The sequence below is a fragment of the Bradyrhizobium elkanii WSM2783 genome (assembly GCF_000472865.1).
GTDB lineage: Bacteria > Pseudomonadota > Alphaproteobacteria > Rhizobiales > Xanthobacteraceae > Bradyrhizobium > Bradyrhizobium elkanii_A.
Genome location: NZ_AXAP01000015.1, coordinates 36,009 through 47,730, shown reverse-complemented (window position 1 = coordinate 47,730; position 11,722 = coordinate 36,009). Strand labels below are relative to the sequence as shown.

Annotated in this window: 13 protein-coding genes; 1 reads left to right on the top strand and 12 read right to left on the bottom strand. The window is 64.2% G+C overall.

All coding sequences use genetic code 11. The annotated features are described in order from the left end of the window. Positions 1 to 52: 52 nt before the first annotated feature. Positions 53 to 1,012, top strand: coding sequence for a hypothetical protein (locus YY7_RS63150; protein ID WP_051396730.1), 960 nt, complete (start codon positions 53 to 55; stop codon positions 1,010 to 1,012). Here the strand turns inward: YY7_RS63150 and YY7_RS51735 are convergent. The 12 genes from YY7_RS51735 to YY7_RS0115830 form a co-directional block, all read right to left on the bottom strand. Further along, on the bottom strand, positions 972 to 2,387 hold the full coding sequence (locus tag YY7_RS51735; protein WP_080663708.1) for a phage portal protein: 1,416 nt from the start codon (positions 2,385 to 2,387) through the stop codon (positions 972 to 974). The genes YY7_RS63150 and YY7_RS51735 overlap by 41 nt on opposite strands. Next, on the bottom strand, positions 2,384 to 2,689 hold the full coding sequence (locus tag YY7_RS0115885; protein WP_028164117.1) for a hypothetical protein: 306 nt from the start codon (positions 2,687 to 2,689) through the stop codon (positions 2,384 to 2,386). The genes YY7_RS51735 and YY7_RS0115885 overlap by 4 nt, the downstream gene beginning before the upstream one ends. Further along, positions 2,686 to 3,186, bottom strand: a complete 501-nt coding sequence (locus YY7_RS0115880) for an IPT/TIG domain-containing protein (protein WP_028164116.1) — start codon at positions 3,184 to 3,186, stop codon at positions 2,686 to 2,688. The genes YY7_RS0115885 and YY7_RS0115880 overlap by 4 nt, the downstream gene beginning before the upstream one ends. A gap of 52 nt (positions 3,187 to 3,238) precedes the next feature. After that, positions 3,239 to 5,476, bottom strand: a complete 2,238-nt coding sequence (locus YY7_RS0115875; RefSeq protein WP_080663707.1) for a phage major capsid protein — start codon at positions 5,474 to 5,476, stop codon at positions 3,239 to 3,241. Positions 5,477 to 5,540: 64 nt separating this feature from the next. Continuing rightward, positions 5,541 to 5,762: a hypothetical protein gene (locus YY7_RS0115870; RefSeq protein ID WP_028164114.1), complete on the bottom strand. Its 222-nt coding sequence runs from the start codon at positions 5,760 to 5,762 to the stop codon at positions 5,541 to 5,543. 2 nt (positions 5,763 to 5,764) lie between these two features. After that, entirely contained in the window at positions 5,765 to 9,214 is a 3,450-nt protein-coding gene (locus YY7_RS0115865; protein ID WP_155255198.1) for a DUF7178 family protein, read from the bottom strand. Further along, positions 9,201 to 9,626, bottom strand: coding sequence for a hypothetical protein (locus YY7_RS0115860; protein WP_028164112.1), 426 nt, complete (start codon positions 9,624 to 9,626; stop codon positions 9,201 to 9,203). The genes YY7_RS0115865 and YY7_RS0115860 overlap by 14 nt, the downstream gene beginning before the upstream one ends. Before the next feature lies 1 nt (position 9,627). After that, positions 9,628 to 9,981, bottom strand: coding sequence for a hypothetical protein (locus YY7_RS0115855; protein ID WP_028164111.1), 354 nt, complete (start codon positions 9,979 to 9,981; stop codon positions 9,628 to 9,630). A 1-nt stretch (position 9,982) separates the two neighbouring features. Beyond that, positions 9,983 to 10,306, bottom strand: coding sequence for an HNH endonuclease (locus tag YY7_RS51730; RefSeq protein WP_035690222.1), 324 nt, complete (start codon positions 10,304 to 10,306; stop codon positions 9,983 to 9,985). Positions 10,307 to 10,416: 110 nt separating this feature from the next. After that, positions 10,417 to 11,193 (bottom strand): glycoside hydrolase family 25 protein, encoded by a 777-nt coding sequence (locus YY7_RS51725; RefSeq protein ID WP_051396727.1) that lies wholly within the window; start codon positions 11,191 to 11,193, stop codon positions 10,417 to 10,419. A 25-nt stretch (positions 11,194 to 11,218) separates the two neighbouring features. Further along, entirely contained in the window at positions 11,219 to 11,476 is a 258-nt protein-coding gene (locus YY7_RS0115835; protein ID WP_028164110.1) for a hypothetical protein, read from the bottom strand. After that, positions 11,473 to 11,712, bottom strand: a complete 240-nt coding sequence (locus tag YY7_RS0115830; protein WP_028164109.1) for a hypothetical protein — start codon at positions 11,710 to 11,712, stop codon at positions 11,473 to 11,475. Before YY7_RS0115830 ends, YY7_RS0115835 begins: the two co-directional genes overlap by 4 nt. Positions 11,713 to 11,722: the final 10 nt, after the last annotated feature.

Below are 11,722 nucleotides of genomic sequence, written 5' to 3'. Positions count from 1 at the left end.
TCTCGCCGCGCTCGCCTGGGGCGCCGTCGCGCCCGTCGTCACCGCGCTCGCCTTGGGGACCGGGTTCGCCGCGCGGACCTATCGGCCCCGGCGCGCCCGCCGCACCAGGTTCACCCTTTTCGCCGCGCGCGCCTTGGGGGCCCGGCTCGCCGCGCGGACCTATCGGCCCCGGCTGGCCCGCCGTACCGGGTTCGCCCTTTTCGCCGCGCTCGCCCTTTTCACCGGGGACACCTTGAGCGCCGCGAGCGCCTTGCTCGCCCGGCTCGCCGCGCGGACCTATCGGCCCCGGCTGGCCCGCCGTACCGGGTTCGCCCTTTTCACCGCGCTCGCCCTTTTCACCGGGGACACCTTGAGCGCCGCGAGCGCCTTGCTCGCCCGGCTCGCCTTGTGGCCCTTGCGCGCCGCTTTCGCCTTGTTCGCCTTTTTCGCCATGTTCGCCTCGCTCTCCTTGTTCGCCCCGTTCGCCCCGTTCTCCGCGTTCACCTTGCGGGCCCTGCTCGCCGCGCTCGCCGCGCTCGCCGGCTTCGCCTGGCGCTCCTGGCTCGCCCTGTGGTCCAGCCGCCCCCGGCTCGCCGCGCGGCCCTGCCGGGCCCGGCTTTCCCTCCGGCCCGGGCTCACCGACCGGCCCCGGCAAACCCGGCTCACCGGACTCTCCACTGGCGCCTGGCGGGCCTGCCGGTCCAGGCAAACCCTGCTCTCCGGGAATTCCCGCGGGCCCGGGATCGCCTTTCTCACCGACAGGACCGATCGGCCCGCGCTCGCCAGGGGCGCCGTCCTTCAGCTCGGCCAGCCGTGTCCTGACCAGTTCGGCCATCTCGGTGCGGAAGGCGGTGAACTCGGCGCGCAGCTCCGCAATGACAGTCTCAGCTTTCGAGATCGCGGTCTGTGCCTGGGCTTCGATCAGCGCGCGCTCGCGCTGCCATTGCCGCCGCTCGATATCAAGCGCATCGCCGAGCGCCTCGCGCCATGCATCAAGAAGACATTCGGCGGCCGGCGCGGTCGGCGACTCTAAATAGGTTTCGGACTTCCCGTTGGATTGCATCGCGATTGCCCTTCTCGGGAGGCGGCGGCGGCACCGGTTCAGCCGATGGCGGCGCGTTCGGCGACGGCGCCGCGGGGATCGCAGCCGCCGCCGACAGCGGCACGACTTGCTGCTGGACGCGGGGTTCATCGCCGAACGGAACGGCATCGAGGCCCTCGCTCTGACGGGCCTCGTTGGGTGCATAGATGCCGCCTTGTACGCCGCGCGCGAGCGCCTCGATCCGATCCTTCAGCGCCGACCGAAGCAGCGCCGCGGTATCGAATTCGATGTATTCGTCCGGCTGGCCCTTCAGCGCGAACAGCACGCCGAAGGCCTCTTCAATGTGGTTGAGCGCAAAGCCGAGACCGGAGGCGATCCAGCTCTGCATCAAAAGCTCGGTCGATGAATAGGTGGTGCCGCCGATGCCGAGGATCTGCAGCGGGATCCGGAACGCCAGCGCGATGTGCTCATTCGACAGCTTGAGGATCTCGGCGGTCGCAGCGTCCTTGCCGCCGACCGACCACGGCTGCACCTTCAGACCTGCGGTCAGGATTGGCGTGCCGCCCTGATGCAGCTGACGCGCCTGGTCGTTCCAGCGGTCGCGCAGCGCCTGCACCTGGTCCTTGTCGAGCTTCAGATCGGTCGACAGCACCGCGCTGGGCCGCGCTTCGTTCAGGTAAAACGCCATCTGTTGTTTGGCGATGGCGGCGCCGACACCGATGTCATCATAGGCGGCAACGACCGGCGACTCGCCGACCAACGGCACCGGAAACCGATGGTGGACGGTGTGCAGCCGGATGTGCAGCACGTCGCGCGCCGGCACCAGCAGCGCGGTCTCGCCGAGCTTCTGGTTGATCACGTCGTTGCCGTAGAGCTGATAAAAGATCTCGCCATTGTCCGCCAATCGCGGGTGCGACAGCGTCGAATTCATCAGATGCAGCTCGTCGATCTCGTAACGGTCGTTGCGCAATCCGAGCGCATAGGTATTGCCGTCGAGATACAGCGAGCGGGTCGCGTTCAGCAGGAAGTCGGAAATCGACTGGTATTCGTTGGGATGGCGCAAGAGGCGGGCGAGCGCCGAATTCTTCACCCGCTCCCGTCCGCCCTTGCTATTCAGCCGCCAGTGATCGCCGGGGCACATCGCCACCGTTTGCGAATAGGCCGAGACGCAGGCCTCCACCATCGCCGACTGGGTCGACGGGCCGACGACATTGTAGCCGTTCTGCCACCAGTTGATGCTGTCGCCGACGCCGGCAGGCAACCACCCGCCGGTCACCGGCAAATACCAGGGTCCGCGGCGATACTCGCCCTCGGCCTTGCCAATCAGGCGACCAGCTGCCCGTGACAGCCAACCACGCACCGTCATTCGTGGCTTGGCGACGAGGCCCTGGTGCTGTAGGGGCTGCGCTGCGCCGATCTGTCCGCCTCCACCTGACGCTTCTGATGGTCCACGGGTTTGCGCGCCGCACCAGGCTGATGTGGATCAGGGCCGCTTCCATCGTCCTCGTGCTCGCCGACGTAGACCCCGAGCCGCGCCAGGTCATTCTCCTCCTGGGTCGGAGTCGGCTTGGCTTTGGCCATGCGCTCACTCTCCTTGTCGCGGGCCTCGCGCGCTTCGGCGAGTTTCTTCTTGGCCGCTTCCCTCTGCTCGTTGGCTTGATCGGTCATCGTTTGGTCTCCTCCGGTTGCACGGCCGTAAACGTGAATTGCTGAGTGGTGCTGTCGCCCTTCAAGCCACGCACCAGCACATCGTAAGTGGCGGCAACATCGCCAGTGACCGAGCACGTCGCTTCGCTCGAGGACACGACCGTCGTCGCACACTCACTACCGTTGAAGACGATCTTGCAGTCCGGCCCGAAATTGGCGCCGGTTGCCGTCAGCGTCAGTGTTGCCGGCGCCACGGCTGTGGTTGGGGTGAAGCTTGCCAACGTCGGCGGTGGAAGCTCAGGCGGACTCGGCTCGGTCGGATCCGGAGAGCTGGGGTCGATCGGGCTGCCGTCATAAGTTTTTTCCAAAGGGATACGGATCACGACAGCCATGTCGTTTTCGAGCTGCGTCGGAGTCGGTTGAACGTCCGATGCAGCAAGGGCAGCTTCCAGCATCAGGCGCCGCAGCTCTCGGTCGTCGGCCAATTGCTGCCGCGCCGCTTCTTCAATGCGATCCATGTTCACACCCCTCAAAACAAAAGGGGCCGCACGTTGCGGCCCCTTGTGTCGTCTACCAGGTCACGCCCTGCACCCAGGCCACAACACCACTCCGGCGCAGCGTCCAGTTGATCGGCAGGATTAGACGAAGTGCGAGCGAGTCCGTCTGCCACATCGACTTGACCGGAGCTGCGACCACCGGAGGCGTACCAGCCGTGCCGATATCGGCCGGCGTGGTGTCCTCCAGGTGCAGCGTGGCCTGGTCCGAGATCTCGAACCGCGGCCCTTCCCCGCCGACCGTGCAGAAGTCCGCCGCATCGACCGCGATCACCGTGCCGAGCGGCACCGTGCCGGAATCGATGATCGGCCACCCCTGCAGGTTGCCGGCCGCGATCTGGGCCTGGAACGGGAAAGCACCCACGCCCGGCGCCGCGGTGAGACCAGCGCTCATCACCTGCTGCGGGTTCATCAGCCAGGCCGGCTTCCGCACATTGCCCATCGTGGCCGTGAGCAACGCGCCAGAGACCTGCTTGATGTCGCCAACCAGCGCAGCGAAGCCGCCGCCAGCGGTCGCCGGCAGAGCCGCCACACCGTTGAGGATGCCCGCCGGCCGGATCGTGGTCGCCGGGTTGGTATCGAGCAGCACGCTGTCGAGCGACACCGCGGTGTCTTCCTGGATGGCGTTGCGCAACAGCCCCTCGATCGCGGGCACTGAGTGCTCGTCGATTTCCCGGGTCCAGGTGGTGATCACCGCCATCTTCTTCGGCGTCAGGGTCGCCGCCGTGAACGCGGCCTGACGCACCGGGATCGGCATGCCTTCACCGACGAACGAGCCGGCAACGGTCGGCGTCCGGCTCCGGGTCGGAATGATGATCCGGCCATTACGACCAAACGTCAGGCCGAGCCCCATCCCTGCAAGCCGCGGATAAATCGCCTTGGCCTGCAGCAGCTCCATGAAGTCGGCGTTGATCTGGCCGACCAGCTCCGCCGCCCAGCCGGTGACCGTGGTCTTGGCCGGCGCGGTGGCGGCCCTGGTCGCCCAGTCAATCACCGCCCTGGTCATCTCGTCTTCGCCATAGATCGCGCGACGAACTTGGTCGAGCGGCTCATGGCGCAGGTGCGAGAACAACTGCACGGTCCCCGCGCGAACCAACAGGTCGAGCGGATCCAGTTTCTTTTTCGGCATGCTGAACGGCCGCTGCTGCGACCGATCGTCGTCGTTGCTGCGCGTCACGTTGTTGTGGATGACGGTGCGGCCACCATCATTGCTGGCCAGGGCCAGATTCCGCTCGGACATCCGCAGCTGTTCGAGGCTACGCTCTTCCTGGGTGATCCTGGCGTTGAGATCCCTGGCGGTCTCGAGCTGCTCGTCACTGACGTTTTCATCGTCGACGTTGGCGAAATGTTCGGTCAGCTTGTCGCGGAGATCGACCAGGCGACTCTCCGCAGCGGTAATGCGTTGAGAAAACTGTTGAGCAAGCGACATCGTCGTGCCCTTTCCATCACTCCCGTATGATCGATTGGCTTGCCCGCCGTTGAGCCCGCGCCGCTTGATGCCGTCCCCTTTGCCTTGCCCGGCGAAGACGAGATCGATGGTTGCGGGAGAAATCTTCAGTGACTTGGCCACCGCCAATGCGTTGGGGTTGGCCGGCACGGCGACCAGCGAGGTCTCCACCAGTTCACTCTTGGTGAAGATGCTGCCGCCGAATCCGTGTTCGTCCTTTTCGTTGCGCGACCGGCGCTGTATCGGCCGGAAGCCGACGCTGACCGCGCGCAAAATGCCGGCCTCGACCAGGCGCCTGATCTCGTCGATCCTGGGCGAAGTGCCTGCCGGCGCCAGCTCGAGGTGACCGCGAAGCGCCCTGCCCTCGACGCGCAGGTTCTTCCATTTGCCGATCGGGAAATCGCTCTTGTGGTTGAACAGCGCGATCGGATTTTTCTTGAAATGTTCGAGATCCCAGCCGTCCGACATAATGATGTCGTCCATGCGATCCGGCGTTTCGTCCGACAGCACGAAGTCCATGCCGTTGACGGTCTCGGCGTGGGTCTTGTGCACGACGCCTTTCGCCGCGCGTTCATCCCACATCAGCTGGCATTGGTCTTGATCGCCAATTTCCTCGAGACAATCGGACATGAACTCACTCCGATCGTCGTAGTCCTCGGGGTCGATCTGCTTGGCCGTCTTGTTCTCGCGCCAAATGTTGGCCTGCTCCTGCGGTCGCTTGTCGGCGCCCTCGCCGATCATCTCGGGGACGCAGCGCGACATAAATGCACTCTGGCTTTCGCCGTTGTGCGGTGGTGAAATCGGCATAGCTCCGCCTCCCGCCGGAGCCAGAGACTCCGGACGTCAGAAATTCCGCTAAGGTTTCAGACAGTCAGCGCGCGAGAAATTTTCGCTTGAGGTCTCGGAAGCGCTTGGCGCGCTTTGCCTTCTTGCCCCTGGCTTGCTGCTCAGCAATCCAGCGCTCGCGATGCTTGTCGCGGATCGCGTCGAACTTTTCCGGATAGCGTTCCTTGGGGTCGAGCCAGTGCGGCAGATGCTGCTGCAGCTCCATCAGCACAATGTCGATCTTGTAGGGCTCGGGCTTGTTGGCCATCGCTATGCCGCCAACGGTACCTTATGAAATTCTGGGGCCGTGTCTTTCCAGGCATCCCAGCCCTTCCAGGCGGTGCCGGCGACCACCACCTCGCGCTCGCTATGGACGTTGATGCCGTAGGCCGGCACCGACAGCGCTGCGGTGCGCGGCACTTCCAATCGCAACACGATCCGGTTGTCGCTATTGCCCCAACCGTTAGAGACACCGGCATTGAGCGACGTCGAGGCGGCACCGTTGCGCACCACCTCCAAAGTCGGCATCAAAGTGTGGCCCTCGATCTGGCGGCCGGCCGGCAGATGCTTGAACCGTTTCGCAATCACATCGGGCGGCAACCGAATGCCACGATAGAGCTGCAGGGTTTTGATGCCGCCCTTGTCGAGCAGATATTGCGTCACTTCCCATTTCGCGCGCACGTAGGCCTTAACGCCGTTGTAGCCGCCGATGTTCGCATAATACTGATCGGCGTAGCGTTTCATCTCATCGCGGTTGATCTCGGTCGCGGTCTTGGCATTGAGCCGGCCCTCCAGCTCATCGGCGGTCGCGACCTGCAGCAGCATGCCGTTTTTGGAGGTGGAGCTGCTCTTCCAGGCGCCCCACAATTGACTGTCGATATTGGCCAGCGCTTGCCGGCTCGGCACCGGCAACTTGCGATCTTCCAGCACCTGCACGGCACGTTCGGCGGAGAGATAGCGCGCTAAAGCCTGGGTGCGCTGATACTGCTCGGCGCTGGCGTTCTGCTGCAACGGATCGAATTTGCTCGGCAGCGCTTCGACCACCAGCTCCTGCGGCGCGTCCGCTGTCTCGGCGGCTTCCTGGTATTTTTCGAGGATGTTGGTGTTGCTCTCGAGCCAGGCGAACTTTTCCGAATCTTGCATCGAATTCCAGGACTCCTCGAGGAATTCATTGGCGCTGTCGCCGAGGTAATCCGGCGGATCCATCTTGCCGGCGAGATCGTCGCCCTGCTTGTTGAACTCCGCCGCGAGCGCCTTCTCGATCTCGTCGCGCATCTTCGGCGTCAGATAATCTTCCGGCTTCAGCGGCTCGACGCCAGGCAATGTCTGCTGTGCCGGATCGTAGCCGGCCGGCGCCGTCAGCTTGTCGTCATCCCAGGAAAATTCCGGATCGTTGGTCGAGCCGCCGCCATAGGCTTCGTAGTCAATCGTCAGCGCATCCATCATCTGCTGATCGGTGAACGGAAAGTCCGGCAGCCCATCGGCCTTGCGGTCGCTGCGCAGATCATCGAGCGTTTCGCTCACCCAGTCAGTCGTGGTGCCGTCGTTGTAATTTTCCGCGACCAAGACCCGGGCATCGTCGGGCGCATACTCGCTGTACCAATTATCGCTCTCGCTCTGCAGGTAGTCGTCGTAGTTCTTGCTCTTGTATTCCTGCGCGGCCTCTTCCTGGTCATCGCCCGAGAGCGAATCCCATTCTTCCGGGACGTAGGGCGGATCTTCCTCGTCTTCATCCGCGTCGGTTACGGTGGATTCGCCAACCGCCCCTGCCGCCAATTCCTCAAGCTCGGGGCGCGCCGCCTGATACTCGCGCTCCAGCTCCTTGGCAATTTCCTGATTCCATTTATCGCCGCCGACGTTGACGACTTCGGCGTCGACCGGGACCGCGGCGGCGGCTTCACCGCTGCTGCTACCGCCACCGCTTGAGGTGAACTGACCGCCGGTCGAAGTGCCGGCGGGATCGCGCGGGTGCTGGCTTTCGTCCCACTTCTGCCGCAGCTGCCTCCAGCGGCGGGCGCGCTCCGCCTGCGCTACTTCTTCAGCTGCAGCTCGCCGTCGCGCGTCTCGAACAGCGACCAGTCCTGCAATTCTTTCGGCAATTCCATTTCCAGCTCCGCCGTCCACTCGGGCAGCGGCTCGCCCCAATTCAGATTGATGTAATTCTCGCGGGTCACCGGGACGCCGGCTTCCTTCAATAGCTTGATGATGTCGTTCTGGGTCGTGTCGTTCATGCTTCCTCAATCCAGCCAGCTCGGCGATCGTCGCTTGCGTCGCCTCGAGCGTCACCTTCGGATCGTCGTGATAGGCGCGCCAGGCGTCCTCGACGGCGGCAATCTGCTTTTTGCTAAGGTTGCCGAAGGCCTCGCGTTTTACCACCCACACCGCCGATTGCAATTGACGCGGCTGAATCCCCAGCTCTTTGGCGGCCTCGCGGTAGGCCTCCGCATAAACCGGATAAAGCCCGCTTAAGCCGGTCTTGACCGATGAGCCGGCGGCTTCCCAGCCCTCCGGCTTGTCGGCCTTGTCGGGCGCCAGGCCGAAATTGTGCAGCACCGGCACTGTCTTGTTGCTGAGCGAACGCAGCAGCGCGGCGCCAACCGCATGGGTGTCGATGGTGACGTCACCATTGGCGGAATGCGGATCAAGAATGTTGTTGTAGAACGACCGCACCTTGTGCGCGGTCCCCATCGCCGCCGAGATCGTCGCGGTATCGCCATTGGCCTCCAGCGCCTTCACCGCGTTAGTGATCGAGGCCAGGGACTGCCAGACCACCTTGGCGTTGCTGCCGTCCTTGTTGCGTACGATGGCGCCGAGCGCGCCGTTCGGCAGCACGGTGCGGTAGTCGGTCGAGTTGTGGGTCTCGTCGTAGGTCCGGATCCAGAGCGCCTTCTCGGCCGGGCTCGTCAGTTCGCCGAGGGTCTTGCCGCGCACCAGGTCGACCACGGCCTGGTTCTTGTCCGACCACAGCGTCTTCGCCTGTTCCTCCATCGCGTCGTCCCAGCGGTGGCCCTGCTGGGTCTTGTAGGTCTTCATCAGCATGTCCGCGATGTGGACGTTCTGATCCCAGTCCTTGGTCGGCGACAGCGCGGCATAGACCCCGGCAACGCTGGCGTCGTTGAAGCCCCAGAGCTTGGCGCGGTCGTCGACCAGGGCGCGGGCGCCGTCGTACCAGACCTGGGTCGACTTATCGGCGAAGCTGTACAGGAATTTCAGATTGTCCTTCATGTGCTCGACCGCGGCGCGGGTTGCGGCATCGGTCGAACCGGCCATCTCTTTGGCGCGGAAGTTCGGATAGAAGTCGGCGTTGCCGAGCAGCGCGATGTCGTGGGCGTAGCGCTTCGGGTCGAGCTTCATCGACGCGACGTCGGGTTGGCCGTAGGCCAGCTTGGCGCCCTTCGCCGTCGGTTGCCGGGAGCCGATCGTGTTGGGATGCTCGCCCTTGCTGCCCGGCAATGGTTCAACGCCGTTGGCGAGCGCCTTGGCACTGGCCGCGGTGACGTTGCTCTGGGTCTTGGCCTCGACCTTGGCGGTGTCGATCACGGGCGCCGCACCGCCGCCATCGCTGCCGCCGGCATCGACCCAGCGGCCGTGCTCGTCGCGCGGCTGGCTCGGATCGAAGTCGCGCGTATAAAGCCGGCCGAGCAGGCGAAGCGAATGCGCGCTGGTCTGCATCCACCGTTCACGCCGCAACGCCGCACGTTGCCGCTCAATGGTCGACATCGCTGCGTTGCTCCAGCCGCTCTAGCCGCGCCTCGATCTCGTCGAAACGGCGCAGGATGACCTCGAGCCGGCGCGTCAGCTCGGCCGCACCGGTCGCGCTAAAATGGACTTCATGCCAGTGGCCGGCGCCATCGCAGGCATACCAACCGACTGCCGCGGTGGAGATCTCGCGGTCGGTGCAGCTCAGTAGCTGCAGCTGAGCCGAATGCTTCAGCGTGATGCCGGGCTCGAAGAGGACCCGCTTGATGATATGCGGCCCGTCGCCGAAGGACTCGATGGTGCCTTTGCCGGTGATGAGGACGACGTTGCTATCGACGCTGTCGTCGTGCGGCGCAATGGCGACCGTCGCGGCGCACGGAAGCGTGACAGCTGGAGCCTCACCATGCGCGCAACGCCATTGCAAAATCGGCAAGTCACGCTCCGGCGACCTCGATCGCCACCGCGAACTCGCGCAGGTCGGCTTGCGGCACCGGATGATCCGGCGTGCCGGATCTGATCTTCAGGAACGCCACCGCCTTCAGGTAGTCGACGAGCGGCGCGACCACGAGCGCGGAGCCGGCGACGATCGGCACCTGCACATAATCGCCGTCGAAATCGACGAGGTCGTTGAACAGCGCACCATCGGTCGAAATTTGGAACGAGATGTTGGCCGGCGTCCATACGCCAGGCATCGTCAGGCGGATGATGCTGCCGGCAGTGCAGTCGTGCGCGTCCGACAAGGATTCGCCCGGTTGAATGAACGGGCCGTTCAGAACCTGCAGTGCCATGTCACCCTCTCCTGTTCGCGGGATGTTTTGGATCGATCGGCCAGCCGTCTTCGTCGATGTCGCTCGAATAGCCGCGCAACTCGATGCGCCGCTTATGGATGTCGTGGCAGTCGAAACAGAGCGACTGCAGCGCGCCGAGCCGAAACTTATTCCAGTCGCCGTTGTGCGGCTCGACATGGTCGGCAACCCGGGCCGGCGTGACCACGCCACGCGCCAGGCACATCTTGCACAGCGGTTCGTGGGTGAGCTGCAGCCGACGCAGACGCTGCCAGACCGCGGTGTCATAGAAGTGCTGCCACTGGGTGCGGGTCGAGCTTTCGTCCATCTATGGCTCGGTCCACCAAAACCAGAACCAGTACAGCAGGATCAGGCCCCACGCCGTGCCGAAGTACCACAGCGCGCCGGTCGGGCTGCCGAGCCAGTGGCGCCATCGGCTCATCTGAGATCAGGCCCGCGCGGGACCCGCAACCGAGGGCGGCGACGCCGCTGTTGCACTTCGGCACCGTTGACCGTCACCAGCACCGGGAGATTGGTCGGTGCCGTGATGTCGACGATCACAGCCTCGCTGGGCTCCGGCTCCGGCGGCTTCGGCGGCGCGAACCCGGCCGGGCTGATCCACCGCACCAGCTCATCGTTGTCGCCATCGAAGCGGTTGAGATCGACATTGGTATCGTCGATGCCGTCGACCTCGCCGCTCTCTGAGTACTGCCACAAGGTCCAATGCGGATAGGTGCCGCTCGGCCAGCTCGGCGTGCCGTCGGTATATTGCGCAAGCCAAAGGTCGGTGTTCTCGGCGAGATAGTCGTTGCAGTCGGTGCCAAGCTGCTCTTTCAGGAGATGACCGCTGTAAACCGTGACCTGCAGCTCGCGCGGATCGGCCTTCAGAACCTCCACCGCTTCCAAAAGCTCCTGAAGTCGAAGGCCATCTTCCTCATAGTCAATGACCATTCTCTCGCCGCCAACCGGATCAACCACCGACAGATAGAATTCCATCTGTTTGGCAGCATTGCCTGGCTTGATCCAATGGTAGGTACAGCACGCGATGCCGGCGGCGGTGGCGTTGACATAATTGGTGGCGCGGTTGGGGTCGATGTAGCTCGTGCCCTCGGTCGCTTTCATGATGCAGGCGACGACGCCCTGCGCCGCAACATCCTCAAAATCCGGAAAGCCCTGCCAGTGCGAGATATCGATGCAGGAAGGATGGTCACTCATGCCATACGAACTCCCCATGAATTCATCATCCGCAAATCAACAACGCCTCTTCCTGGGCCAGGTCGTAATCATGGCCGAGTGCAAGTAGCTGGTGGAGCCGGCGGCGGTAGCAGGACTTGCGGCTTTGCGGCTGCACAACGGGTGGCCTGATGGTCGCCGCCCGGAAGCCGGAGCCGCCATGGAAGCCCCTGCTCTGTGGACTCGCCGGAGCGGCGACAGAGGTCAGCAGCAGCATGAGACCGGCAATCATGACCAAAAGCATTCGGCCCGGATGATCGCTCATTGGGATTTCTCCGCGTCCTCGATCAATTGACGCACCTGGTCACAGGTCTCGACCACGCTGACGAACTTGCCGTCGCTGGTTGAGATCATGCAGCGCGCGTCGCCGGTCAGATATTTGTTTTGACCGCTAGGCAACGCCGCCCGCATCGTCGTGATTTGCTCCGGATTGAGCGCGATCTCGTGACCGTCCGGACCATGCAACAGCACCAGGCGAAGCACGATCAGAGCGGCGATCATCGGTGGGCGA

Coding starts and splice junctions, on each gene's coding strand:
- YY7_RS0115885 (WP_028164117.1), bottom strand. CDS start 2,689: ATGACCGATCAAGCCAACGAGCAGAGGGAAGCGGCCAAGAAGAAACTC.
- YY7_RS0115855 (WP_028164111.1), bottom strand. CDS start 9,981: ATGGCACTGCAGGTTCTGAACGGCCCGTTCATTCAACCGGGCGAATCC.
- YY7_RS0115835 (WP_028164110.1), bottom strand. CDS start 11,476: ATGAGCGATCATCCGGGCCGAATGCTTTTGGTCATGATTGCCGGTCTC.
- YY7_RS51730 (WP_035690222.1), bottom strand. CDS start 10,306: ATGGACGAAAGCTCGACCCGCACCCAGTGGCAGCACTTCTATGACACC.
- YY7_RS0115880 (WP_028164116.1), bottom strand. CDS start 3,186: ATGGATCGCATTGAAGAAGCGGCGCGGCAGCAATTGGCCGACGACCGA.
- YY7_RS51735 (WP_080663708.1), bottom strand. CDS start 2,387: ATGACGGTGCGTGGTTGGCTGTCACGGGCAGCTGGTCGCCTGATTGGC.
- YY7_RS0115865 (WP_155255198.1), bottom strand. CDS start 9,214: ATGTCGACCATTGAGCGGCAACGTGCGGCGTTGCGGCGTGAACGGTGG.
- YY7_RS51725 (WP_051396727.1), bottom strand. CDS start 11,193: ATGAGTGACCATCCTTCCTGCATCGATATCTCGCACTGGCAGGGCTTT.
- YY7_RS0115875 (WP_080663707.1), bottom strand. CDS start 5,476: ATGCCGATTTCACCACCGCACAACGGCGAAAGCCAGAGTGCATTTATG.
- YY7_RS0115870 (WP_028164114.1), bottom strand. CDS start 5,762: ATGGCCAACAAGCCCGAGCCCTACAAGATCGACATTGTGCTGATGGAG.
- YY7_RS0115830 (WP_028164109.1), bottom strand. CDS start 11,712: ATGATCGCCGCTCTGATCGTGCTTCGCCTGGTGCTGTTGCATGGTCCG.